General features: G+C 40.7%; 22 protein-coding genes. 12 read left to right on the forward strand and 10 right to left on the reverse strand.

Translation table 11 applies throughout. From position 1 onward, the window contains the following. Positions 1-307 precede the first annotated feature (307 nt). The 5 genes from CWB72_RS11025 to CWB72_RS11045 all read left to right on the forward strand — a co-directional run bounded on the left by CWB72_RS11025 (position 308) and on the right by CWB72_RS11045 (position 5,528). Positions 308-2,524 (forward strand): TonB-dependent receptor, encoded by a 2,217-nt coding sequence (locus CWB72_RS11025; RefSeq protein WP_138631356.1) that lies wholly within the window; start codon positions 308-310, stop codon positions 2,522-2,524. Positions 2,525-2,691: 167 nt separating this feature from the next. Further along, positions 2,692-3,954 (forward strand): hypothetical protein, encoded by a 1,263-nt coding sequence (locus tag CWB72_RS11030; protein WP_138631358.1) that lies wholly within the window; start codon positions 2,692-2,694, stop codon positions 3,952-3,954. A 242-nt stretch (positions 3,955-4,196) separates the two neighbouring features. Continuing rightward, positions 4,197-4,424, forward strand: a complete 228-nt coding sequence (locus CWB72_RS11035) for a hypothetical protein (protein ID WP_138631360.1) — start codon at positions 4,197-4,199, stop codon at positions 4,422-4,424. Between the two features lie 171 nt (positions 4,425-4,595). Continuing rightward, complete coding sequence (locus CWB72_RS11040; protein WP_138631362.1) at positions 4,596-4,892, forward strand: PAS domain S-box protein; 297 nt, start codon at positions 4,596-4,598, stop codon at positions 4,890-4,892. A 105-nt stretch (positions 4,893-4,997) separates the two neighbouring features. Next, positions 4,998-5,528: a GGDEF domain-containing protein gene (locus tag CWB72_RS11045; RefSeq protein ID WP_171037276.1), complete on the forward strand. Its 531-nt coding sequence runs from the start codon at positions 4,998-5,000 to the stop codon at positions 5,526-5,528. Between the two features lie 95 nt (positions 5,529-5,623). Here the strand turns inward: CWB72_RS11045 and CWB72_RS20570 are convergent, their stop codons facing one another. Further along, positions 5,624-5,800 (reverse strand): hypothetical protein, encoded by a 177-nt coding sequence (locus CWB72_RS20570; RefSeq protein ID WP_171037277.1) that lies wholly within the window; start codon positions 5,798-5,800, stop codon positions 5,624-5,626. Between the two features lie 139 nt (positions 5,801-5,939). Between CWB72_RS20570 and CWB72_RS11050 the strand changes: the two genes are divergently transcribed. Continuing rightward, on the forward strand, positions 5,940-7,346 hold the full coding sequence (locus tag CWB72_RS11050) for an alanine/glycine:cation symporter family protein (RefSeq protein ID WP_138631366.1): 1,407 nt from the start codon (positions 5,940-5,942) through the stop codon (positions 7,344-7,346). Positions 7,347-7,686: 340 nt separating this feature from the next. On the opposite strand, the gene CWB72_RS11055 is transcribed toward CWB72_RS11050, so the two are convergent. After that, positions 7,687-8,268: a hypothetical protein gene (locus tag CWB72_RS11055; protein ID WP_165385498.1), complete on the reverse strand. Its 582-nt coding sequence runs from the start codon at positions 8,266-8,268 to the stop codon at positions 7,687-7,689. Between the two features lie 305 nt (positions 8,269-8,573). Beyond that, positions 8,574-10,118, reverse strand: a complete 1,545-nt coding sequence (locus CWB72_RS11060) for an FAD-binding oxidoreductase (protein ID WP_138631368.1) — start codon at positions 10,116-10,118, stop codon at positions 8,574-8,576. 215 nt (positions 10,119-10,333) lie between these two features. Here CWB72_RS11060 and ltaE point away from each other — a divergent pair, with 215 nt between their 5' ends. Next, on the forward strand, positions 10,334-11,353 hold the full coding sequence (ltaE, locus tag CWB72_RS11065) for a low-specificity L-threonine aldolase (RefSeq protein ID WP_138631370.1): 1,020 nt from the start codon (positions 10,334-10,336) through the stop codon (positions 11,351-11,353). Between the two features lie 93 nt (positions 11,354-11,446). Here ltaE and dgcA read toward each other — a convergent pair whose 3' ends face one another. From dgcA to CWB72_RS11085, 4 genes are all read right to left on the reverse strand, one after another. After that, positions 11,447-12,433, reverse strand: a complete 987-nt coding sequence (dgcA, locus tag CWB72_RS11070; protein WP_138631372.1) for an N-acetyl-D-Glu racemase DgcA — start codon at positions 12,431-12,433, stop codon at positions 11,447-11,449. Next, entirely contained in the window at positions 12,430-13,443 is a 1,014-nt protein-coding gene (dgcN, locus tag CWB72_RS11075) for an N-acetyltransferase DgcN (RefSeq protein WP_138631374.1), read from the reverse strand. Before dgcN ends, dgcA begins: the two co-directional genes overlap by 4 nt. 114 nt (positions 13,444-13,557) lie before the next feature. Next, positions 13,558-14,442 (reverse strand): LysR family transcriptional regulator, encoded by an 885-nt coding sequence (locus CWB72_RS11080; RefSeq protein ID WP_138631376.1) that lies wholly within the window; start codon positions 14,440-14,442, stop codon positions 13,558-13,560. Between the two features lie 14 nt (positions 14,443-14,456). Beyond that, a complete protein-coding gene (locus CWB72_RS11085; RefSeq protein ID WP_138631378.1) occupies positions 14,457-16,175 on the reverse strand; it encodes a Na+/H+ antiporter NhaC family protein in 1,719 nt (572 codons plus the stop codon). A 261-nt stretch (positions 16,176-16,436) separates the two neighbouring features. Between CWB72_RS11085 and CWB72_RS11090 the strand changes: the two genes are divergently transcribed. The 3 genes from CWB72_RS11090 to CWB72_RS11100 all read left to right on the forward strand — a co-directional run bounded on the left by CWB72_RS11090 (position 16,437) and on the right by CWB72_RS11100 (position 22,040). Then, a complete protein-coding gene (locus CWB72_RS11090) occupies positions 16,437-19,280 on the forward strand; it encodes a TonB-dependent receptor domain-containing protein (protein ID WP_138631380.1) in 2,844 nt (947 codons plus the stop codon). 65 nt (positions 19,281-19,345) lie between these two features. Beyond that, the gene (locus CWB72_RS11095; protein ID WP_138631382.1) at positions 19,346-20,473 is read left to right on the forward strand and encodes a M14 family metallopeptidase; all 1,128 of its coding nucleotides are present in this window, start codon (positions 19,346-19,348) and stop codon (positions 20,471-20,473) included. A gap of 10 nt (positions 20,474-20,483) precedes the next feature. Next, positions 20,484-22,040, forward strand: coding sequence for an N-acyl-D-amino-acid deacylase family protein (locus CWB72_RS11100; protein WP_138631385.1), 1,557 nt, complete (start codon positions 20,484-20,486; stop codon positions 22,038-22,040). Between the two features lie 229 nt (positions 22,041-22,269). Here CWB72_RS11100 and CWB72_RS11105 read toward each other — a convergent pair whose 3' ends face one another. Together CWB72_RS11105 and CWB72_RS11110 are read right to left on the reverse strand one after the other, a co-directional pair. Further along, positions 22,270-23,214: an alpha/beta fold hydrolase gene (locus CWB72_RS11105; RefSeq protein WP_171037278.1), complete on the reverse strand. Its 945-nt coding sequence runs from the start codon at positions 23,212-23,214 to the stop codon at positions 22,270-22,272. A gap of 385 nt (positions 23,215-23,599) precedes the next feature. Next, positions 23,600-24,367 carry a DUF3667 domain-containing protein gene (locus CWB72_RS11110; protein ID WP_138631389.1) on the reverse strand — a complete coding sequence of 256 codons (768 nt, stop codon included), beginning with the start codon at positions 24,365-24,367 and terminating at the stop codon, positions 23,600-23,602. Between the two features lie 154 nt (positions 24,368-24,521). Here CWB72_RS11110 and CWB72_RS11115 point away from each other — a divergent pair, with 154 nt between their 5' ends. Continuing rightward, complete coding sequence (locus CWB72_RS11115) at positions 24,522-25,103, forward strand: DUF7010 family protein (RefSeq protein WP_138631391.1); 582 nt, start codon at positions 24,522-24,524, stop codon at positions 25,101-25,103. Between the two features lie 102 nt (positions 25,104-25,205). Here CWB72_RS11115 and CWB72_RS11120 read toward each other — a convergent pair whose 3' ends face one another. Further along, positions 25,206-25,820, reverse strand: a complete 615-nt coding sequence (locus tag CWB72_RS11120) for a flavin reductase family protein (RefSeq protein WP_138631393.1) — start codon at positions 25,818-25,820, stop codon at positions 25,206-25,208. 147 nt (positions 25,821-25,967) lie between these two features. Between CWB72_RS11120 and CWB72_RS11125 the strand changes: the two genes are divergently transcribed. Continuing rightward, positions 25,968-26,891: a histone deacetylase family protein gene (locus CWB72_RS11125; RefSeq protein ID WP_138631395.1), complete on the forward strand. Its 924-nt coding sequence runs from the start codon at positions 25,968-25,970 to the stop codon at positions 26,889-26,891. Positions 26,892-26,944 lie beyond the last annotated feature (53 nt).

Genomic DNA, 26,944 nt, shown 5'->3' on the forward strand with positions numbered 1-26,944 from the left:
AAGAAAACAATTTAATTATTCAAGATAGGTCCAGGTATAGGAAATAAAATCTAATTTTTTATTGCAGATTTATTACACCCTCCCCTATAATGCCCGCCCAACCGAATAGCAGCATGATGCTGGCCTTCTTTTTATAAATATCATTTGTCATGGAAGCGATCGCCCTTTTGAGGTGATGGCGTTTTTGTGCGCGCGTGTTTTATAAATTCAGGTCTCATTCCTCTGTTATTCCAATAGGTTGGCGAGTCTCCTCGCAAGAAACCCACACACACGAGATTTAAAATATACTGTTTCTTGAGGTAAAAATATGAGCACCCCTGTAGGTACTTTATCCCCTATCGCAGCTGCGATGGCTTTAACACTGGCAAGTTTCTCTTCAACTTCGGTAATGGCTGACGAAGCCAAAGCGGAAGACAAAAAAATTGAAGCTATTACAGTAACAGCAACGAAACGTTCGCAGGTTATTTATGAAGTGCCAATTGCAATGAGTGCATTCTCTGGTGATGATCTTGATGCGCAAGGTATTTCTGACATCACTGATGTAGGAAAATTTGTTCCTAACTTAAATATCACGGGCTTCTCTGCAGGCCACAACTCATCTGCAAACCCGTTCATCCGTGGTATTGGTCTGCAAGATCACCTAATCACAACAGATCCGGGCGTAAGTGTTTACGTTGACGGCGTTTACTTAGGTCGCCAAGTAGGTCAAAACTGGAACCTAGCAAACATCGAACGTATCGAAGTATTACGGGGTCCTCAGGGCACACTTTACGGTCGTAACTCAATCGGTGGTGCAATCAACATCATCACTAAACAGCCAGATCAAGCTGCAGTCACTAAAGTAAGTGCTGAAGTGGGTACTCGTGGTCGCTTAAAAGGCAGCATCTTCACTAACCAAGCTGTGACTGAAGATTTAGCGTTTAACTTTAACATGGGCTTTAACCGTCGCGGTGGTTTAGGTGAGTTCATCAACTTGCCAAATGCTGAATACGATGTGGGCGAAAACCAAGAATTCCACGGTCGTCTTTCTGTAAAATACAATGCAAGCGAAGACTTACGTTTCGTATTCACAGCTGATGCAAACGATGGTGAAGGTGGTACACGCCCATTCACAACTTTAATTGACGAACTACCAAATGGTCGTTTAGCGCAAAGCGGTTTAACAAACGCTGACGTTGCAGCTGACCCATATGACAACGCAACCAGCACCATTGAAACTGCAACCGTTTCAAACAAAGCAAACGGCATCTCTTTAACGGCTGAATACGACATCAACGCTGATCTTGGTACTAAGTTCATCTTCTCTAAGCGTTCATCAGAATACAAAGCGGGTCTTGATGATGATGGCACAGCAGTAAAACTGGACCACTACCCGGAGCGTGGTACAGCTGATCAAACTTCTGTTGAACTGCAATTAACGGGTTACTTAGGCTCTGTTGACTTCGTAACGGGTGTTTACTGGTTTAATGAAGAAGGTAGTAACCGTCAAAGCGACACTGAAGCACAATTCAATGGCGGCCCAACAAAACTTGAACTTGACCAAGAAACAACAAGCCGCGCCATATTCGTAAACGTAGGTTACGATGCAACTGATGAGTTACGTCTATCTGGCGGTGTGCGTTACACCGAAGATGAGAAATCAGCGTCAACAAACGTATTTGACCCAGTAGGTACAATTCACTCAAGCCGTGAATGGGACGAAGTGTCTTATGAAGTCGCTGCAAACTACACGTTTGAAAACGGTCTAAACTGGTACGGTACAGTTCAAACTGGTTACCAATCAGGCCAGTACCCAGCACGCCCATATTTTTTAATCGGTCAATTCTTCGGTGCAGGTGGTTTTGATAACCCAGAAGCCGCTGCAATTGTGCGTGCAAACAACGCATTTATGGCGAGTGATAACATCAGCGCAATCAACTACGAAACAGGTTTCAAAGGCCAGTTAACAGATGATTTCAGCATGAGTGTGGCATTCTTTAACACCGAGTATGACGATCTACCTTACCAAGTAAACACGTCAACAGAGACAGGTTTTGATACTAATAACCTGATCGTTGAGCAAACCTCTCGTGGTGTTGAATTTGAAAGCACGTATTACGTGACTGATAACTTTACACTTCACTCAAGCTTTGGCTTTATGGACGTGGACGTTAAAGAGCAAAATGGCATTAAGCCAGTTGCACCACTTACACCTGAGTGGACTGCATCACTTAGCCCGTCATACACGTTTGAACTTGAAAACAACGCGACAGTAACAAGCCGCTTTGACGTATCTTTCCGTGACAGCATGTACGGTGAGCCAAGCTCAGATCCACTTCGCATGACGCAAGTTGATAGCCGCACAACAGTAAACTTCGATATCTCTTACGCGCCTGCAAATGCAAACTGGGATGTATCACTTTACGGTCGTAACATCTTTGATGAGCGTTATGATGATGCGCGCTTAAACACAGGAGATTACTTGCTTGTTATCAAGAGTAATGATGCAAGCGAGTTTGGTGTTCGCTACCGCGCCACTTTTTAATTTAAAGCAAATTTAAATTAATACCGCATTGCCAATGTCTCGTTGGCAATGCAACTTTAATTCTCATCTATTATTGACGTTCTGTTCACAATTCATCACAAAGCGAGTTGATTTATATATGAATAATAAAGTAGCATCCTGCAAATTTTTATAACCACGGATGTCTAATGGACTTACTAAAAAACCGTCAGGAAAAGACGGTAAAAAAACTATTACTTAGCTCTCTAATTGCCCTATCACTGTCTGCATGCGGCGGAGGCGGAGGTGATGATAAATCTGAACCTCCAGGAATAAAAAATATCACCTATACTGCCTTACCATCAACTTCAAGTGCTGATGAAGGTGACACAATAAATTTAAGTTTAAACACTCAGGGCACTGGTGCTTCAGATTTAAAATTTACTTGGTCTGTAAAGCTAGATAATCAAGATGTTACTTTTACCGGTCAAGGTACTGATAGCATATCTTTCACAGCCCCTGATGTTGATAAGAACTCGACCATCATCATTAATGTTTCTCTAGACAGCTCGAACACCATAGGCTTTAGGGATCAATCAACCCTTATTTCTGTGACTGATTTAAATCCAGCACCTGTAGAGCCTCCAATTGTTGCACCTGAAACGCCGCCCACAATTGAGTTAGATTTATCTAACTTAAACAATGGCAGCACCTGGATTGAAACACAGCAACTATATGTAAAAACAGTACTTGCAGATAGTAGCTATACCACAGTAGAAACAAAGGTTATTAGGCCTCTTATTATTGAAAGCACTAATACAGAGCTGGCTAATTTCACTGCAGATTATTGTGGGTTTGAAGATATTTTAGAAATAGCACCTACAGCCATGTTTGACCCTGTTCAATGCTCTGAAGGTGAAGGCGAGACTGTTTTAACCCAGCAAGAAGACTCTTTCAGTGTTACAAAATTGTGTGATGGCGTTGTTGTTGCGAAAAGTGAGTTTAAGAAACACAGTGATGATTCAGTTACACGTTTCGGTAGTTTAGAGTTAACTTTCGACAATTACCCTGAACTAAAAACCGACAATAACTTATGTGGTTTAGTCGCAACTTCAACAGCCAAAGCATTCACTGCAAATAATGTTGAAATTGACCAATCTGTTTCCTCAGCGATTCGATTATTGACTGAATATGAGGGTAGTCCATTTGAGTTATTCTTCTCAACTGACACAGCGCCAACTGGCCTATTTGGATCCTTAGATAGCTTCATGAGTGGTGGTGCTTATCACGCTAAACTCATTACTGAAGTTTACCCTGAAATCAGTGATCCTGTTAAAAGTAGTTCGGGTACAATTACCTTCGAATTTGGTAATACCCTATCTAACATCAATGCAGACTTCAGATTTACACTTCCTGTCTCTAATGCTCCGAGCGAGCAAGTTGAAGGTAAATTTGAGCTCATCATCGAATAAAATTATGAATGTATCTGGCTAGGTGTAACACCTAGCCTATTTTTTCTTAAATCAGTAATTTTAAATCTCACCAAAAAGCCAATAAAACTAAATTAGTGATATGCATATTGCTTGAAGTAAGACTAAACTCAATACAAGTAAACAGCACAAAAATGGCGATACATGTTTGATACTTCTTAGTTTGTTGTTGAATTCCATCTGAAAAATTAGACTTCTGCAAATGGCAACGCCTAGTAGATATGATGGCACAAATGTATGAGTCATCTTCAGGCGTCATTCTTCAGTACCGCCAAGGTGTTTTCAATGTCGTTTCTACCAATTCAAATGTTGACAACTTCTTAGTAAAAAATGTCAACTGGCCTTGGGAAATGATAAGTTTCTGTCGCCGTATAATGGAAACTAAAGATAAACTTTATGTGAGTGATACCGAAGCATCTGATGAATGGTGCTGTGTTACACCATTACAATAAGAGCCAGTTCGCTCTTACCTTAGTTTTCTGCTATTTTGGCCTGATGGCAGTTTATTTGGCTCCTTTTGTGTCATAGATACTAAGTCAACAAACTATAGTGACGCACTTATCGATGCGCTCCAACAACTTAAACTAATTGTTGAGAGTAAGCTTAAACATACCTGGGATGCCTTGAAGATCCGTTCAATGTTGACAGATAGGATCTCTGCGGGAGAACTAAATTCTAATGACAAACCTGAGCTAGAATTAGTAAAACGCGCCTTACGATCACAAGAATCAATAAATACAGCAACCTTAGCCTCATTAATGGATGTGGTGGTTAGAACAGATGACAAGGGCAGTATTTTATCAGCAAATCAATCGGTTGTATTAATGTTCGGCTATAGTAATACAGATCTAATAGGCGTAAATATCAATACGCTTTTAAATGAAATAGAAGAGTCTTATTCAGAGAATAAACATCACTAAGGACTGATTGATACGCTTCAAGCAAAACACAAAGATGGTCACCTATTTTATGTATAACGTACAGTCACGAGTATTAATGTAGCTGGTCAGAGCCAGTTTATTTATTTGGTCTCTGATATTACCGATAAAATTCAAAACCAAGAAATTCTCAAACAACTCGCGCTATACGATGGTCTAACAGAATGCGCGAATCGTCATTTACTCGCTGAACGTTTTAAATATGAAGTTGCACGCTCTGCCAGAAAAAATTCGACTTTTTCTCTCGCATTCATAGATTTAGAAAACTTTAAGCCTATTAATGACAGCTTTGGTCATGAAACTGGTGACATGGTACTAAAAGAAGTTGCTAAGCGCATGAAACAAAGCGTAAGGAGGCATGATTTAGTTGTCCGATATGGGGGTGATGAATTTATCGTTTTATTGAGCAACAAGATATCAGAGTCCATTATTCATCAGAAATTGAATAATGCGCTCAGCCATCCCATAAGCTATCAAGACCAATCACTCACTGTTTCAGGCAGTATTGGCGTAGCAACTTACCCTGAACATGGTGATACACTAGAAATACTCATATCTCATGCTGATAAGAAAATGTATAAAAATAAAGCGCAGATAAAAGGAAATAGAGGCACTTAAAGTGCATTTGCTAACTTTGTAACAGTAGCGAAGTCTTTCTGAAAAAGAAGTTAATAAACATAAATGGCCTTATAAAAAGGCCATTTTTTAAAATGCTATTTTGTTTGCGTATTACCCCAACAAATACGCGGATCACTCGGGCGAGTGTTACATCCCTCATAGAGCGTAAAGTTTACATCCTCAGTACCACCAGCTAATGCCGCAGTTAATTCACGAGGTAGCTGCTTATTTATTAAAGATTTAAGTGGTTTCTTGTTTAATTGTAGCTTCATTTTAACATTCCTTATATTGTTGAAATTTCAACCTACAATGAAAAAAGCAAAAAGTCTAACACTTTACGTTTAGTTTACATTGCAAAATTGAATTTCTGTATTTACTACAAGCGAATAATTATTAACGAGCCATATAACAATGATAAATAGCGCAATTAGTACCATTAACAATTTACTGTGGGGCCAAGGCCAAATACTCATTTATTTGCTGTTATTTGCAGGCTTCTGGTTTTCATTCAAGCTCAAGTTTGTGCAGTTTCGCCACTTTAGATACATGTTCAAAGTGATGAAAGACAGCACCCAAGGCGATAAATCTGGTATCAGCTCGTTTCAAGCTTTGTGTACTGGTTTATCGGCTCGGGTTGGCACTGGTAACTTAGCTGGCGTTGCCATTGCCATCTCTTTAGGAGGCAGTGGCGCGGTATTTTGGATGTGGCTGATTGCGCTATTAGGTATGGCGACTGGGTTCGCTGAAAGCGTACTCGGTCAGCTTTATAAAATTCGAGACGGCAACAATGAATTTCGTGGTGGTCCTGCCTACTATATTCGTAAAGGGCTTAACAAACCTTGGCTCGCAGTACTGTTCGCGCTGTGTTTGTTCTTAGGCTACGGGGTGAGCTTTAGCGCAATGCAAGCTAACACCATTGCAGATGCGTTGAACAATACTTTTGCTATCGACCCAACTTATTCAGGGGCGGTGATTGCCGTTATCGCAGGTTTCATTGTGGTAGGCGGCCTTCGCAGTATTGCCCGTTTTGCCGAGCTCATAGTGCCCTTTATGGGACTGGCCTTTGTGGCCGTTGCGTTGATAATTACTGCAATGAATATTCATCACCTCCCTACTATGTTTGCAGATATGTTTGCCTCGGCATTTGGCTTAACAGAAGCTGGTGCGGGTGCACTCGGTGCAGCCATTAAAAATGGTATTCAACGGGGATTATATTCGAATGAAGCAGGCGCAGGTAGCGTGCCCCATGCTGCAGCAGGTGCGTCTCCAGTTCCAAATCACCCTGTTGCGCAAGGCTATGTGCAAATGCTTGGAGTATTTGTCGATACCATTGTTTTATGTAGCTGTACCGCCCTCGTCATTTTACTGTCTGACATTACTATCAGTGGCGAAATGGAAGGCATTGGCATGACACAAAACGCCATGAGCAGTCACTTTGGTGAATTTGGTCATTATTTTGTCGCTGCGGCCATTACCTTATTTGCCTTCACTTCAGTAGTTGCAAACTATGCTTACGCAGAGAGTAACCTTCATTTATTCAAACTCGACAATAAACTGGGTCGCGCAGCCTATACGGCCTTATATTTATTTATGGTGTTTTGGGGAGCAACTGCATCACTCAAAGAGGTATGGAGCATGGCCGACGCCGCCCTTGGTTTAATGACCTTAGTGAACGTTTACGCCATTGTGCTGCTCACCCCAACCATTGTTAGTATTACCAAAGACTATCAAAGCCAGTTAAAAGCCAATAAAACCCCAGAGTTCAAATTAGACAATGTTGAAATTCAGGGTAAAACAGAAAAAGGCATGTGGGAATAAACTGGGTTAGGTCGCGTGTCTGCAGTCAGGTTTGATAGGAAGACTACTCAAACCTAGCTGTTATTTAAACTATGAGCTGAATTAGTGATTTAACGCTATATGTAGACTTTATATGCCACGTTACTTCATATTGGAATGTTTTAAACTTATGATTTACCAACAAAAAGTAATTTAACCCACTAGCTTTACCGTGTACTTCTCTTTTGTTCAATCATACAATTACCATCGAGAGCTAATCGACTTTATTTCTGACTGGAATTAGTCATGCAAAGTTCAGAATCGACCAAACAGTAGAGTTAATTCCTATGAATAGGTCGTATTAGCTTTAGGTTAAAAGCAATTACAATTCTGCGCTTTCCACTACAGCGATACAACTTCCATTTTGATCTCTAACTACCCATGGATGTTTTAAATAAGTTTGCTGTGTGTAAGAATCAAATCTCTTAAGGCTATTATAAAATACTTCCTCACCATCATAGTCAACCCAATAGATATTAATCTCTGAGTGTGTTCCATTTTCAAAAATCAATGAGGTTTCAATTGCACTATTTAATGATCTCAGACTACCCAAAGAGGTACAATCACTTTTCTTAGTAGATTTATAAAGCTCATTACCACGCATATAAATTGAACATTGAGCCATAACCTTAAACATTTTTCGACTTTCAATACACTCTTTTAATGCTCTATCATCAGCTCCTTGTTGATTTGAATATTCGAATGAATAGCCAAAAGCAAACGCTCCATTATCATCTACTGCAATTGCAAACGCCTTCAATAAGTCTTTTTTCATATAGGTATCAAGTGCTAATTTATACTTAGATGAATTAATACTTAAATCATTATTAGCTGACTCGATATTTTTAACAGATGCACAAGACACCAAGGTCAAAAAGGTTAAAATTAAATAAATATTTTTCATTTCATATCCCATCACTTAATAAAATTATTTTTGCCATATTCACAACCAATAAGATGTTACCTGCTCATTTCAGATTTTAATGAGCAATAGAAATGAGAGGCTATACACTTTGCATACTATTGCTAAGTTTATCAACCTCAGGTCTCAATAGTTGCCACTCTATAAATAGATTGCTAAATCTAACAATCCACTCAAAAAGTTTAAATAAGTATTTTTCCGTTGTAGATTAAGCAGACTCTCTAATGCCTTAAATTTATTTTGCAGAGAGCTAGGAAACAACACTCTGCTTAATGTTAAAAAATTTATTAAGCAGGCAGAATACTCTGCCCATGATTAAAGACATTGTTTGGGTCGTACTGACTTTTCACAGCCTGAAGTTTAAAATAATGCTCACCGTAGTAAGCTTGTTGCCAGTCTGTAATTAAAGGGTCGATGTAATTTACGTATGCACCACCTGTGCTCCATGGTGCCATAACTTGCCTAAAGCCATTTTGCTTAGCTTGCGCGGTATCTATCTGTGAATTGCTGGCACTGGGGTGAAGTGGTAAATAATATTCGGCACTTGCTATGGCTTTACGATGTGGATAAGCTGTTTCATCCTCACCTATTTCATCAATTTTACCACCGAGCAAATTCATGATAATCATGCCGTTATGACCATCGCTATTTTGCTGCTCAATTTCAGCTTTTAATGCATTTATACCTGCTGGCGGAATGAGAGAGTTAAAAAAATCAGAGCTGGCGCCAAACGCACTGCGCTGCATCGTGCCCCCTTCAAATTGCGTGCTTAGATGACAAGATGCGACATTGCCTTCACATGTTCCGAGCATAACTCTTCTATAGTCACTCGTATTAAAAGTATTAAATTCAGGGGTTGCTCCAGTCTTGACAATAAAATCGTCCCATAAAATCTTTGCTTCACCTACTGAGTTTAAACAAAATGCCCGAACATTGACTCTCGGGCCACCAAACGCCCAAGTTGGCAGGCACTGCGCCCACATTTCATTCGGCCACTTCTCTGCCAGAGTTTGCCAAACCGCGAACACGTCTTCAAAATCATCAAAACTAAAATTCGCTTCAAAAACGGTGATGTCGTTGGCGGCGTGAGTTTTGAATTTAAATTGCGTGACAATGCCAAAATTGCCACCGCCGCCACCTCTAAGCGCCCAAAATAGCTCGTTGTGATTGTTTGCATCACAACTAATAATTTCAGCGTCGGCAGTGACAATTTCAACCGCTTGCAGCGTATCGCACGTTAGGCCATGCGCTCTATCAACTACGCCGAAACCGCCGCCCATGGCTAACCCTGCAATGCCAACACTTAAACAACTGCCCGCAGGAATAGACACGCCCTGCTGTGTTAGTTGATCGTACACGTCTGCAAGCCTTGCTCCTGAGCCTATAGTAGCGATGTCAGCTTGCAATGAGATGTCATTCAAATCTGTTACGTCGATTATCATACCTTCGGTTGTCGAATAACCACCATAGCTATGGCTGCCAGAGCGCGGCGCTATATGTAGCTCATGCTCTTTTGCAAAGCGGATCGCAGCCTGCACGTCTTGTGCATTAGCGCACTTCACCACAGCTTGCGGGTAAATATGATCAAATCGTGTACTAAAGCTTAAACGCGCCATTGAGTAAGGTTGCTCGTCAGTGGGAAGAATAACGCGACCAGAGACATTATCTTTCAGCGTTTGCCATTGCTCATTTGCGAGTTTACTCACCACACCGGTATCTGGGCTGTTATCTATCAGTGGCGGTATAACTTCAGGCGCTGAACTTCCTCCCCCACCACAGGCAGTTAAAAATACAGAGGCGGCTGAAAAGCTGAGAAACTGTCGACGGTCCATAACGATCCCTTGGTATTGTTTACTTTGTTGTTTTTATAACCTTTTGAATTACCTACATTATGATAAACCTTTATATTTAAACAGGGTAAACTGTAGCTATTTCATTGATTATTAATAATTTTCACCTTCCCTTAAAAAGCAGCGTGGTAATTGAATCACCACCCTGCACGCGCTAGACTGAACTATCACTTTTTTGAAAGATCAATAACAACAAGATGACCCATAAATTAATCGACCTGCGTAGTGATACTGTCACTCAACCTTGCAAAGCCATGCGTGATGCAATGGCCAACGCGCCTGTTGGCGACGACGTGTTTGGTGATGATCCAACCGTGAATGCCCTGCAAAAAAAAGCCGCGGAGCTTACCGGCCATGAAGCGGCGTTATTTGCCCCAAGTGGCACGCAAAGCAACTTACTTGCCCTACTTGCCCATTGTCAGCGCGGTGACGAATATATTGTTGGTCAAGACGCCCATACTTATAAATATGAAGGCGGTGGCGCAGCGGTATTAGGCAGTATTCAACCTCAGCCAATTGAGTTTGCAGCAAATGGCACCATTCCACTGGATATAGCGAAAAAGAAAATCAAACCTAACGACCATCACTTTGCACGCACTCGTTTGTTATCAATCGAAAACACGGTTGGCGGGCAAGCACTGCCTATGTCTTACCTCGATGATGTGCGCGCGTTTTGTAACAACACAGGACTTGGTTTACACCTTGATGGTGCTCGGGTATTCAACGCATCGGTGCATCACAATGTGCCTGTATCGGCAATTACGTCGCCGATGGATTCGATTTCTATCTGTTTATCGAAAGGTTTAGGCACGCCGCTTGGCAGTATTTTATGTGGCCCGAAAGACTTTATTCATGAAGCCCATAAGTGGCGCAAAATGCTCGGCGGTGGCATGCGCCAAGCAGGTATTGTAGCAGCTGCAGGTATGTTCGCGTTAGATAACAATATTGATAGACTGGTTGAAGATCATCAAAACGCCGAGTTTTTAGCCTCAGAACTAAATGAGCTCGATGAACTGACAGTCACAAAGCAATTCACCAATATGTTGTTTGTTGAATATCAAGGCCCGCTTTCACCCATAGAGCTTGCTGATAAGCTGTTAGAAAAAGGCATCAAAATTTGCGCAGATGAGCAAATGCGTTTTGTATTGCATAAAGATGTGAGTAAACAGGATTGTAAAAAAGTCATTAACACGTTTAAAAATATTCTTAATACTTAACCTGCCATACTCCTTAACAAAAATATAAACGGCCGTGCATGCCGTTTATATTGGTTTTTGCTTAACAAGCACTCAGGCTACAAGAAATAAAATTTATACTTCACCCCATAATAAAGGCTTAGCTGGCGTCATAACACCATCTTTAAAATCAAAACCATCAGCTCTATCAGCAGCCAATAACCAAGGGCCATCTAAATCAACAAATGTAGCTTCAGAAGAAAGTAAAAAAGCAGGAGCCATGGCTAACGAACTCCCAACCATACAACCAACCATTATAGTAAAACCAAGAAGCTGTGCTTCTCTCATTAAAGCAACGGCTTCTGTGATACCGCCTGTTTTATCTAGTTTTATGTTAATGGCATCGTAATACCTTTTTAGCTCTTGTAAGCCTTCACGAGTATGACAAGACTCATCGGCACAAATTGCAACAGGCCCATTATATGCAGCTAGCTCAACATCTTGGTCTGCCGGTAAAGGCTGTTCAATTAAACTCACATTCAGCTCTGCAAGCGTCGGTGCAACCTCACATAGATCTTCAATTGTCCAAGCTTCGTTAGCATCAACAATAAATTTAGATAAAGGGCTGGCCTCATGTATTGCTTGCATTTTCTCGACGATGTTTTCTCTATCTAATTTAACTTTGATAAGCGGAGGGTGCCCCATATCAGCAGCCGCTTGAGCCATGTTTTCTGGACTGTCTATACTGAGTGTTTGCGCAGATACACATGATTGAGGCTTTGGCAGGCCTAATAGCTCATAGACGGGCTTATCTGCCATTTGTGCTCGCAAATCCCAATATGCGCAATCAAGTGCATTTTTAGCAGCGCCTGCGGGCATCTTTTGAATTGCATTCGAAAGCATACCCTCGTTATCAAGATATGCTTGAATCTTATTAATTTGAGACATAACTGAATCAAGTGACTCGCCATATCTTGCGTAAGGCACCGCTTCTCCCAAACCAATATATCCACCACTTTTAAGCGTCACGACAATGACATCCGCAGACGTTTTAGATGCTCTCGAAATTTTAAATACCTGCTTTAGTGCAAAGCATTGTGTCTCTACTGATAGTTCGATCATTGGGTAGACTCGCTAACAAGACTTTGAACAACACGATCACAGCCATCTCGTAATGGGTCAAAAGCAGGTACACCAAATTCACTTTCTAGTTTGTCACAGATTTGTTTTGCTTCTTCTGTATCAACCGCAGAAGTATTGACCGCAATACCTAGTAACTGCACCTTATCATTGGTCAGCTTTGCAGCTTGAATATTAAGTGAGATCGTATCAGCTATGCTTGGTTGCGAGCAATGAGGTAAACCTCGCATTGATACTCTATTTAAAGCATGACATACGACAAGATAATCAGGTTGAGAACCATGCAGTAAACCTAAACTCACGCCAGCAAATGCGGGATGCGAAAGTGACCCTTGACCTTCAATGATATCCCAATGTTCAGCCTCGTTATTAGGCGATAAACTCTCTGTTGCACCAGCTATAAAGTCAGATACCACACAGTCTATCGCCACCCCTTGCCCTGCGATTAAAATTCCCGATTGACCTGTGGCTCTAAAGTCAACATTGAACCCTGCTTTGTCCATCGCCTTTTCTAGGGCTAAAGAGGTGTACATCTTACCTACAGAGCAATCTGTACCAACCGTTAGGATACGTTTACCCGATCTTTTTTCACCTGTGCCTGTTACGAACTTAGCAGTAGGATGACGAATATCATGTAATTGGCAGCCATTTTTGTCTGCTCTTTGCTTAATTGAAGAGATATCAGATAGCTTATCATGCATGCCACTCACAATATCCATACCCGCATCAAGAGCTTGCATAATTGCTGGCAACCAAGCTTCTTTAATAATTCCACCTGAATTTGCCAGCCCTAAAACTAGGGTTTTTGCGCCTTGTTTAACTGCTTGCTCAATTTCTATATGTGCTAACCCTGTAGAAACGGTACAACCATCAAGACGATACTCGCCAACGCATAGCTCTGGTCGCCAATCAGCAAGACCTCGTGCCATTTTAATTGACAACAAGTCAGTTGCATCACCAATAAATAACAGATAAGGAGGAGAGAGAATCATAATTGTGTCCTTTGCTAAACGTCTTTAAGAAACTTAATTCTGAGCTTATCTCAGAACACAATTAGATAAAGTGACAAGGGTTTCAACATCCATAACCTTATGTTATGGGGTTTCTTAACTCCCTGACAAAGAATAGGTTAGTTCTGATATAAACTGCTCAGAACTTTTACTTAACTGACGGTTTTGTAAATGTAATGCATTAACTTTAAACGTCAGTGGTGGATCAAATGACGCCATAGCCGTATCAGTCGTCAACATTGCATTTGCGGTATACTTATCTACCACGCAAAGCCCCATACCTTGAGCAACAAGCCGTGTTGCAATGAAGTATGTTTGTACTTTAATCATGCAGTTGAGTTCAACGCTATTTTCAACTATTCGGCTCCATAACAAATCACCCAAAGGCCCACTTTCACTGATATCAATAAAGTCATACTCAGCCAGTTGCTCAATATTCAATGTTTTCGGGGTTTCAGGAAAATATGCCTTAGGGTAAACCACCACCATTTCAGACTCTGCTAATTCTAGGCTTGTAACTCCAGGAAATACTTTTGGTGAGAATAACACCGCGATGTCGCAGGTATGCTCTATCAGCGACTGAAACACAGTATCGTTATGTATCGTACTAATATTAAAACTAATATTCGGATATTGTGCTGTGAACCGACCCAGCGCCTCAGGCAAAACTGTGAAACCTAACGCGGGTGAGATACCTAAATTAATGTTACCGTACTCTGCCCGTTTAATGTTTTTCGCTTTATTTCGAATAGAGTGTATTTGTTGATAAACTTTATCAACCTCTCCAAACAAGCTTTCCGCCTCTTCAGTAGGGATTAAGCGACCCTTAACACGATGAAATAAATCAAAGCCCAGTTGTAATTCAGCATGCGCTAGGACTTTGCTTACCGAGGGCTGGGATACATGGAGTAAGTTCGCTGCATTAGTGATGGAGCCGGTTGTATAGATGGCATGAAAGATCTCAATGTGCCTAAGTCGCATAAAAAGTACCTGAGTTAAACTAATACGAAAGCACAACCGGTCCACAACAACATCGCAGCCATTGCAGCAAAAGTTGCAGGGACAAGCTGACTTTTCACATGATCCATCAAATCACAGCCGGTTGTCATTGCACTTAGTATAGTCGTATCAGAAATAGGAGAACACTGATCGCCATATACACTGCCATTTAATACCGCGGCAAAACATAAAGTCATAAACATATACGGGTCAGCTAAACGCTGCATTTCAGCAATCGACCAAGCCAATGGCATAGCTAATGGAAAAGCAATTGCATAGGTCCCCCAACTGGTGCCCGTTGAAAATGCAATCAACATGGTTAGCACCATCAAAAAACCCGGTAACATCCAAAAATGCATTTGCTCACCAAGTAATTGCGTTAGGTATAATCCCCCACCCACCTCTTTACTGATGCTGCCAATGGTAATAGCCAACATCAAAATAACCGAGGCCACAACAACCCCTTTGAGGCCATTACCAAACCCCTCCATGATGTCTTCAAGCGTCATACCTCGACCCATAGCCATAAAAGCTGCAAGCACTAAGGCTAAAGCGAACGCCCAATTTACTTTCGGTGATCCTAAAAAATAAAATGTACCAATGGCGATACCGATAATGCTTGCCAAAGGCAGCAAAAACTCCCAAATATTTGCAGTGTAATAATCAGGGCTATCTGCCCCCTGCAATTCTTTTGCGCTGAGCGGCCTGGCATTTTCTGCATCCAATTGACCTGTTTTAGCTGCTCGAATATGCGCCGCACGAATACGCTTTCCTGAAAAGTGGGTGATATTTAAGCTCAATAATAAAGTGCCTAAAACAGCCAAGATACCGTAGAAACTAAAAGGGACACTGCTGAAGAAAAAACTAATTCGGTCAGCCTCTGTCGCCAAAAAGCTTACGCCAGGTACAAATATTAAAGCCTGTACATAGGCCGGCCAGGCATTAAAGGTAATTACTGATGCAATCGGTGAAGCTGTAGAATCAACAATATAACTCATTTCTTCATGGCTGACCTTGGCCTTATCAGCAAGAGGCCTGACGGTTGTTCCTACCAGCACAGTACTCATCGTGCCACCTTGAAAAAATAGCACCCCCATAAGCCAAGCAATTAATTTAGCGCTGCGCGGCCCTTTGACAAAATGCTGAGTCATAAAATTTGCAAATGCTAGAGCAGCCCCCGTTTTAGACCAAATCCCTAATAAACCACCGAGCAACCAAAGGTATAATAATAAAATTGCTGCTGCACTCTCACTTGCCAAATTAGGCACTAACACCTTATCCGTCAGATCATATCGCCCTAACATCATTGCACCAACAATCACCCCCGCTAATAAAGCTGTTAACGGTTCACGAGTCATTAAACACAAAACGATTGTGATCACTGCAGGTAATAACGACCAAGCACCAAAATGAAAAGCGGGTTTGAGTAATAAAACTTGCTCCGCTTTTTTTACCCATTGTTGCGACAACTCGGGCGCTGCTTGCAGTTCATCTAAGTTGCTTTGCCTGAGGGGGGAGCTGTCATATGGCACCACATCCAAAATTACCCGCTGCTCTCCTTTAAAATAATAACTGAGCTGCCCAGAATCTGATTTATGAATATCATAGTTATATTGTTGCTCTACCCAGTGCACACCTGCGCCCTGCCCCACATAGATTGCAGTACATATCCCAAACAAAAAGATAAGCAGTGCCAATGGTTTAGACTTTGTCATAACAATTCCTAACGAAATTTGAATTGAAAGTTAATTAATTGTTTTTCATTTTTACTTTTTCACGCTAACACATCTCAAAGTTTAACTTCACATCATTAAACCTAGCACCCTATAACCTAAGGTTATGGACGAGCTACGAACTATAAATTGTTAACTAAATTAATTTATTTATTGTTTAGCCTGTAGCAAGTAGGGCTTGAACTAATAATCATTACTCAGCAAGCCCGTTCCAAATATAACAACGACTAAAATGGTGAAAACATGACATTCAAAGCCAATCTCGCGATGAAGCCAGCATATTTAAGTGTTTGTGTTGCTCTTGCATGTGTCTCATCAACTACACTCGCTCAGCAGGGTGATGATAAAGAAATAGAAAAAATCAGTGTAGTTGGCTCAAACATTAAAGTGAATCAAGACAGAGGAGAGCTGCCAGTTACTGTTATGTCAGGCGAAGACATCGAAAAAACTGGCGCAATGACGGGTGCTGAATTACTCGCTGAAATTCCACAAATGGGCGAAGTGTCATTTAACCAAGGTCGTTCTGGAGCAGGGGTTAATGATGCTCGAGGCGATGTATCGTCTATTAATCTGCGAGGTCTGGGCACTGGTAATACACTTACTCTACTGAATGGCCGTCGCTTAGTATTGCACCCAGGCACTCAATCAGAAGGCCTAGTACCAGTTACAACCGTCAACAGTAACACTTTGCCAGTGAAAGGCTTAAAGCAAGTCGAAGTATTGCGTGATGGTGCGGCAGCAATATATGGTTCAGATGCTGTCGCTGGCGTCATTAACTATGTGTTAAAAGACAACTATGAAGGCAGTGAACTGAGTTTTAATTACGGTAGTTCAGAAGGCACATCACAAGATCAACTTACCATTGGCGGCATTACAGGCTTTGCCTTCAACGACGAAAAATCTCATTTAACTACCTCTTTTAACGCTTATTTTAAAAATGGCATGATGGCCAATGAACGAGAATATGCTCGCTCAGCTGATTTATCAAATTACCCTACTCTCCCAAAAGAGTTTATTGGCGATACACAGTTAGATAATCGACACTCGGCTTCACCATGGGGTGAGTTCAGCGGTAAAGAAATTGGCAAGTTTCACATTCGCCCGCAAACGATGGGAGACTGTGAAGTAATTCTAGAAAATGGTGTTTGCGCGAGTGGTGGCAGCCAGCCTCGAGATTTGAGATATAACCGAAACTACGATAACTCTTTAACGTCTGATGTTGAAAGATTTAATGCCTATGCGCTTTATACTCAAGAGTTGACTGATGAAATAGAATTATTCGGTGAAGCCCTTTATTACCAAGCCAAATCAGAAAGAACCCGCTTTCAAGCACACAACTTATCATCACAACGTTTCAGTATCGCAGCCGATGCCTATCACAACCCGTTTGACGAACTTATCACGGTGCGAAATTATCGCCCTGTAGACGCTGGTCGCAGACAAGTTGAAGTAACCGATCACAGTTATCGCTTATTGACAGGCTTAAAGGGTTACATTGATGAATGGGATTGGGAGTCAGCGATATTTCATACTGAGGCCAACTCACTTGATAGAACTTTTAACTGGGTGCAGGCCAGTAAATTCCAGGCTGCAATTAACAGCACAGATAAAAATACAGCTTATAATATATTCACAGGTGGCGACATCAACAATGTCACTCAAGGTGACAGCAGCACAAATCCACAGGCTGTAATAGATAGCTTTACCACAACCGTTGATAGAGAAAGTAAAACGACCTTATCACAGTGGGATTTCAAGATCTCAAATAGTGAGTTAATGCCTATATTTGCCGGAGAACTAGGTTTTGCTGCAGGCGTTGAATACCGTCATGAAAGTTATGAAGAAAATAGAGATAACTTGCTAGACACCAGTTCACCATTTGTTGATCAGAACACCGGAAAACTGCTCACCGAAAGTGATGTACTAGGTAATAGCCCTACAAAAGACAGTCGTGGTAGCCGCAATGTGTTGTCTGCATATGCTGAGTTTTATGTCCCCTTAGTTGAAGATGCAGCTTTTGCAAAAAACATCAATCTACAAGCTGCTGCTCGATATGAAAGGTTCAGTGATGTTGGAGACGTCTTAAAACCTAAACTGGCATTATCTTGGGAAGTGAATGACTGGCTACAATTCCGTACTGCCTATGCAGAAGGTTTTAGAGCCCCTGGTTTACCGCAAGTAGTTGCTGATAACCTTGCCCGTACAAATACCCGGCGCGACCCTGTAACTGGCATTCGAGGTGGTGTATTAGAACTGAGAAGTGGCAGTGACACACTAAAACCAGAAGATGATATAAACAAATCTTTTGGTATTGTCTTAAAACCCACTGATAACTTGCTATTAACTGCTGATTGGTGGCAAGTTGAGCAGGAGAATTTAGTTGGCTTACTAAGCAGTCAGACTCACCTACTCTATGATGCTTTACTTCGCAGTCAGGACAGTAAAAATGAATTTGTAATTCGCGATGAAAATCTTGAAATTCTCCATGTTAAAAATGACTATGCCAACTTGAATCCAAGAAAAGTCAGTGGTGTCGACTTAAGCATTAACTACGATATTAAATCTGATTTTGGTCGGTTCGACTTCAAAGTTAACGCAGCGCGACTATTAGAGTTTTATCAAGATATAGATGCCATTACTGCCACAATAAGTGCAGCTCAAGCAGCTGGTAACGAAAGTATTTTGTTTGACGGTGAAAATATTGAACTGACTGGCGGTGGTAGTTTAGTCGAGAAGAATGGTCGACCTAAATGGCGTTTTAATGCCTCTATGGGATGGAAACAAAATAATTGGGCAGCAGGTATAAGTGCTAGATATGTCGGCAAGTTTGTAGACACCAGTACGAATTATGCTGACGAGCAAGGTGAATTAATTTATTTACCAGTAGAAAGCTGGACCACGGTTAATGCGTACGTTAATCATAACCTTACAAAAGAAGGTTGGCTGAACAATAGCAAGGTGACATTCGGGGTTAGAAACCTTTTTGATAAGCAACCACCACTGGCAGATGCACACTTCGGTTATCAAAGTGGTTTGCATTCAAGCCAAGGGCGCTATTTTTATCTAAGCTATAGCAAATCATTTTAAAGTAACTGTCTCTCAATCAAAGGCTTACCTATATGGGTAAGCCTAACTTTTTACGGCATTAAATTATGATATATAAGTTAATCTTATTACTTCCCCTGTCAATATTCTCAAATATTGCAAACGCCTGTTTAAACGGTGATATAACCATAGATACCCAATTTGCAACAGCACGAATTGGTCAGTGTGAACAAATTAATGATAAACATATACAATTAACCTTATTACCAGAAAACACCCCCATCAATAATAGCCCTTGGTTCGGCTTTAAGATTTCAGCTAAAGAACAAAAGCAAGTTAAGATTTCTATCAAAGCGGATGGCGGAAAAATGCGCTACAGCCCGAAAGTATTTAAAGACAATACTTGGCAATTAATCCCTTTTGAGAAGCATGACAAAGACATTTCTTTTTCGATCAACCTCTCTTCTGAGCCACTTTGGATCTCTGCGCAGGAATCACTTGATAGTCTGGAGTATCACCGCTGGGCAAAAGCACATGCACAAAAAAGCTTTCTCAACCATGACATAATCGGTTGGTCTATCGAACACAGACCTATTTTTAAACTTGAAAGCCGAACTAAGAGTAATCAATGGTTGATCCTTGTTGGCAGGCAACATCCGCCTGAAGTAACCGGAGCCTTAGCCATGCTTACCTTTGTTGACCATGTATTTTCAGATTCAGCAATCGCAAATACATTTCGCAAACGCTTCAATATACTGGTTGTGCCAAATATAAACCCTGATGGTGTCTACCATGGATATTGGCGTCACAATGTAGCTGGAAAAGATCTCAACCGAGATTGGAAAACTGCTATGCAACCTGAAGTAGCGAGCGTCGTAAAGTATCTTGATAACATAGTCGAAAATGGTGGAGAAATTAAATACGCCGTAGATTTTCATTCTACTTACAAAGATATTTTTTATACCATCCCTGAAGATTATTTAAGCCATAACCACACATTAACGAATGATTGGCTAGATAAACTTGAAAAAACGCTACCTGAATTTGAAGTTCGAAGAAAAGCTGGACAAAACCCAAATCGCGGCGTTTTCAAGCAATTTATAGCAGATAAATATAAAGTGCATGCGGTCACTTATGAAATGGGTGACAACACTGACAGGGCTATGATCGATAAAGCTGCGATCGAGGCTGCAGAAACGCTCATGTCAACACTGCTCAGTAAGCAAAAACAGTAGAGTCACTAACATGAAAACTAATACTTTAAAGTTGAGCACTTTAGTGATGTTGATGGCGCTCACGGGCTGTGCTAGCAAACCAACTTTCAATGCCGATATTTTGCTGACAGGTGGTTTACTCATTTCGGGGGATGGTTCCGCCGCAAATGCTAAAAAGGTTGCCATTTGTAAAGATAAAATTTGTGGAATATTTGCACCTGACAGCACACATATTAAAGCAAAACAAGTCATTGATGTGTCTGGTAAGGTGATAGCCCCAGGGTTTATAGATCCACATACACATTCACTATCAGATTTAAAAAGTAGCACCCGAAATAACAACATAAACTATTTAACTCAAGGGGTCACGACTGTCATAAATGGCAATGATGGTGGTGGCCCTGTTGACTTTAATGCCACCAAACATACTTTACATGCCAATGGTATCGGTACCAATGTAGGTTTGTTAGTTGGTCATGGCTCTCTTAGAAAACAAGTCATGGGAAAAGTGGCGCGTCACGCCACAGAAAAAGAAATGTCGCAAATGGAAGCCCTGTTAGAAACAGCCATGGAACAAGGCGCACTAGGCTTATCTAGTGGTCTTTATTATGTTCCCGGCAGCTATGCAAATACCAACGAGGTAGTTCGTTTAGCTAAAGTCGCTGCAAAATTCAATGGCATCTATGACACCCATATTCGCGATGAAAGTACGTTTTCAATCGGCCTCATTCCTGCCGTACAAGAAGCGATTGATATTGCCAAAGCTGCAGATATTCACTTGCATCTGGCACATATAAAAGCACTAGGCGTTGACGTTTGGGGGCAAAGTGAACAAATCATTAATCTGGTCGAGTCTGAACAGCAGCGAGGTTTAAGTATTTCAGCCGATCAATATCCTTGGTTAGCATCTGGCACTAAACTACACAGTGCATTGATGCCTAAATGGGTCATGGCAGATAGCAAAAAAGCGTTTCATGCAAGACTCAAAGATCCAAGGTTACAAGATCAAATTGACCGAGAGCTTGCAGAAAACTTGCGTCGTCGCGGTGGAGCTAAAGCCATTTTAATCACTAAATTCTATGATAAAAGCTTAGAAGGTAAGACACTTGAACAAGTTGCCAAAGAGTGGAATTTATCAGCTATTTCCGCAACAAAAAAACTGGTGTTAATGGGTCAAGTTCGTATTGCTTCTTTTAACATGTCTGCGGAAGATGTCGAAAACTTTATGCAACAAACTTGGGTTGTTACTTCATCAGATGGTACCGATGGGCACCCAAGAAAATACGCTAGTTTTCCAAAAAAGTTAAAAAGCTATGTTTTAGATAAAAACTTAATGTCTCTTGAGACCTTTATACAGCGAAGCAGTGCAGACACAGCAAAGTATTTTAATATTAAAAAACGAGGTCAAATTAAGCCTGATTATTTTGCCGATATCATCGTATTTGATCCTAAGCAGATAAGTGTTAACGCATCATTCGCTCATTGGAATGTATTAACCGAAGGAATGCAATATGTCTTTGTTAATGGTGAAATTGTCATTAACGATCATAAATTTACGAATATTCATGCTGGTAAAGTTATAGATTAGTGCAGTAAAAAATCTCCCTTACTAAAAAGCCTAGATAAATGATATCTAGGCTTTTTTAATTCGCTTAATAACTGTAATTTATTTGCAAATTAATACCTTCTTAGCACACGCTACTGAATGCACTAGGCCGAATAAATCTCGATAAATGCGAAAAATAAATTAAGTAGGAACGTTTGATAGAACACCTCATTAATTCATAGACTTAGAAGAAGGTACAAATACACATGATTTAATTTCGACTACTGAAAGAGATAAATTGTTTTGCAGTGGCCTTGGGCGCTTCTATCATAGGTAAATGTCCAATATCATCCATAACAACCATTTCAGCTTGGGGCGCTATTTGAGAAAGCACCTTTGCCGCAGAGTAATGAAGCACGCGATCTTGTTTTCCCCATGTAATCAACACAGGTTTACTAAACTTGGCTAGCCCCCGGTCTAAGGGAGAAGCAAATTTTACTTTGTTATTGTCTTGTTTATGGATTTCATAAAATATTTTCTGATTAATCTGGTAATCTTTCTCGGCTTTTTTAGCCAGCTCAGAAATAACAAATTCAGGTATGTAAGGTGGACTTTGAAAGACAAATGACGTCAGTTTTTGAAGGTCATTTTTGTCCTGCACAAGTACGATTGGCTTTTTATTGTTTGAAATATCTTTAAACATCTCACTTTCGTCGGCAGATTCAACCCCTAACGCATTCAATAACCATAAACCAGTTACTCTTTCAGGGTATTTGATTGCATAGTTTCCAGCTATGTACCCTCCCATTGAATTTCCAGCGATATAAAACTTATTAATACCTAATTGATTGATGAGTTCATTTACTCGTCTAACTTGAGACTCAACATCATATTTCAGGTCCATCTTTTTAAAGCTATCGCCAAACCCAGGTAAATCTAGCGCTATTATGGAATAATCATCTTTGAGGTGCTTAGCTAACCTGACCCAATTATCCTTATTCGCGCCAAAGCCATGAAGAAAAACGATCACGTCGCCTTTTCCGCCTTCTAGGTAAGCAACTTCTCCCTCATCAATCTTTATTGATTTGACACTGAGACCTGCAAGCTTTCGTTCAATTGATTGCCCTGCATAAAATAGTTGCTCTGATGAGAGAGCAAAATATCCGAAAAGTACAGTAAACAATAGACCCAAAGTTATTTTTGTGATGTTCTTCATAGTTATCCTTTTTGATGTAACTTCAAGACATTCGAGATGGTACGCATACTTTGCGCCTGCGAACTGAAAAATCATACGCATTCTGAAGGCAGTACTCTCCATGAATTCGATTTCTTGTTAACTCACAATATACCATTGCAAGGCAGCATTGCACTTTTTGGCAATTTCAGAGATTGAAACTCCAGTTCCGGAATGGTATAAGTCTGATGTGTTTTCCCTTAGTCAAATGCTGATAACTCATAGTAGTATTGCTTATTTCTTTAGCAAGAAGATCGCACCACTTTCGGCAACTGGCTTCCTCTTCTTCACCTTTCTATGAGTGTCGCTTTTATTATCTGAAATCAGGCATAACACACCAAATCTGCATGGCCTTAATTACCCAAGATTAAAACAATGTAATAGCCGAAGTAATAAGAAATGCTGCTAAATAAGCTGAGAAAAATAAGCTCAAGAAAATCCATGGCACGAATATGAGCCCTTTTAACCAATTCCAGCCATAAAAGACTTTTGCTGACTGGTAAAATACGGTTAAGCCAATAGCACTTTCTACCAATCTTCTATATTCAGAAAAGTAATCTAAGCTAAATAATTTAAAAACAGACACCATAACAATGCCATACAAGCAATAGAGTGCACTACTGTAAAGCAACATAATCAGAGTTGAGATATAGTTATAACCTGACTTATAAAAGGAAAATCGGACAACTAATGCTGCAAATGGTAAAGCGCCAAGGTAAATTAAAATGCGATGATTAATATAAATCTCTTGCCAAACCTTCGCGAATTCACTGATACCAGCTTGCTGTTGATTCACTGCATGTTCATTTAGAGCAGCGATACCTCCTGTCAAAGCTAAAAGTGCAAGGTAAATACCAATAATCACAAAACATAGTCTCAACGGATTGACGTACTGCTTACGTTTTCCTGAAACATATAGCTTTGCGACATGTCCAGGTCGAATCAATAAGTCTCTGAATGTTCTAAAAATGCGCGTATCAGTATTGGTCAACGCATCAATAAAGGTATTGATAAAAAAACCAACAGTGAGTTCACCTACAATATGTTTCTGTCCGCAATGAGAGCAGTAATTACCTGAAATAGGTGTATTGCAATTCATACATTTAGATGCTGTTGCTGTATTTTGAGCTACCATTTTTCTTATCGTGTCCTTTGAGAGCGTCAATCACTTTTAGAGTTATATATGTATAGTGCAGCAATGACATTTGTCATGCAACGAAGTGACAAAGCTCACTGATCTTCGCCAACTATTCAAGTCATACTTACTCCATCAACAGACGGAGATTGCCATGAGCACCATTAATTTAGACACACATTTACATAACTATAAAAACCGCCGCTTTTTGGCTGTACCACTGGCTGGCATGATTGTTTGGAGTTTACTGATTATAACTGGCATGTCTTTGTCGTTACACATGCAAACTTGGGCGATTTATATTGGTACTGGTTCAATTGTATATTTAGGTTTAGGCCTATCTAAATTAACTGGTGAAGATGTTCAGTTTAAAAAAGGCGCTGAACGCAATCCATTCGATACCATCTTTTTAGCCGCGGTTGCGATGACATTTTTGACCTTTTCAATCAGCATTACCTTTGCAATGCAAAATCCTTACGCCCTGCCATTTGCGATTGCTGTACAGTCGGGCTTAATGTGGTTAGTACATGGTGCAATTTGTAAGATTAAGGTATGTGTAGCGCACGCAGTTGTCAGAACAGTTTTATGTACCGCTGCTTTTATCATAAGCCCTGAGAACAGCTTTGTATTACAACCGATTATTGTGGTGCTGTGTTACTTATTTACTATCTTAGTACTTGAAAAGAGATGGGCAAACTTACAAATGCAAAAAGCGTTAAAACCTCAAGCAGCTTGAATACCAGCTCTCTAAACAAAAAATTCTCAATAAAAAAGCGCAGCATGATGCTGCGCTTGTTTGTTCTCATAACTGAGTTAGCAACTTTATTTAAACTAAGCTCTATTTAGGTCTCGCCATTGCAAAAGGGCTGGTAATACCCGAATATTCCCCACCGCCTAAACGCGCCAGCGGGGCAACTTTATCGGCATGAATTTTTAAACGTTGCTTCGCATCCAAAGAAATGACTTCATCATTCACATATAAGGTTTTTACCTTCACAAACACTAATGACTGTGGCGCTTCGCCCATTTGTTGCACCTCATATAACTCACAACCATAAGCGATATGGCAGCTTTTAATGCGAGGTAGACCAAAGCCTGCGAACTCCACCAGCTCAATGTCGTTGGCGGTGATTTCAGACTCGCCATGCTCGAGAGTTGCAGCGGTGGCTGTGACTAAATCAGCGTCTTGCTCTGAGGCAATGTGAATAACGCACTGTTTGGTATTAATCACATTTTTAACTGTGTCTTTAATCTCGCCTGTTGGCTTTTTGCCAGCCGAAAACATCATCAAAGGCGGCGCACTCGATACAGCTGTGAAATAAGAAAATGGCGCAAGATTGTAGCTTTGCTCGCCCGAGTCGGTTAACACCCAAGCGATAGGACGCGGAATAATGGTTTGCGTCATTAAGTGATATATTTGATTTCCAGAAAAGTCAGAGAAATTCAGTTCCATTTGTCTTCAGCACTTTGAAAAATAAGGCCAACATGATTGCATAAACCAAGGTGTAAAAAAACCTGTAGGTGCAGATAATAATCTCAACTATTACGTAATACGTATATCAGTTAAAATTATCGCAATTTAAACTAAGTACCGTCTTTAATGCTCTCAAATCACAGCCCGCTCAACACCCGTTTACCGCTTGTTTATCATCCAAATTACTCGTTTAGTTTTGATCCTAAACACCGCTTTGTGATGAGTAAATTCGCTAATTTATTCAATGAAGTAAAAAACATGGGCTTAGTTGGCGAGAACTTAGTTCAACCTGAAATTGGCTCGCCTACGCCACTCGAGTTAGTTCATTGCGAAGACTATATTTGGGACTTATGGCGTAACCAACTCGATGTCAAAGCGATGCGTCGGATTGGTTTACCGTGGTCTGAAAAACTAATGGCGCGAACTTTTACTGCACCACTTGGCACATTAAAGACCGCAGAACTAGCTCTTGAACATGGCATAGCCTGCCACCTTGCCGGTGGCACCCATCACGCCCATTATGATTTTGGCTCTGGATATTGCATGGTGAATGACCTCGCATTTACGTCTACAACACTTATTCAGCAAGGTAAGGTAAATAATGTACTGATTTTTGATTTAGACGTACACCAAGGTGATGGCACTGCTGCTATGTTAAAACACAACCCTTATGTGTTTACCTGCTCTATTCATTGTGAAAAAAACTTCCCATTTAGAAAACATGACAGTGATTTAGATGTCGGTCTTGAAAACCATTTAGAAGACGCTGCGTATTTGCATATTGTGCGAGAAACCTTAACGGGCTTAATTGAAGATCTGAACCCCGATTTAGTATTGTACGATGCAGGCGTTGATGTGTGGGAGCAAGATACTCTCGGAAAGCTCAATATTTCATGGCAAGGATTAGAAAAACGCGATGCCTTAGTACTAACAACTTGCCAAAGCAAAGGTGTACCTGTGGCCACTGTTATCGGTGGCGGTTATGACAAAGACCATTTAAGATTGGCAAAACGCCATGCTATTGTGGTTAAACAGGCTGCACAGCTGTAATAAGCGTAAAATAGTGCAAATACACCACCTACCACTTTATTCGTGAGATAATC

Source organism: Pseudoalteromonas phenolica (assembly GCF_005886345.1).
GTDB classification, from domain to species: Bacteria; Pseudomonadota; Gammaproteobacteria; order Enterobacterales; family Alteromonadaceae; genus Pseudoalteromonas; species Pseudoalteromonas phenolica_A.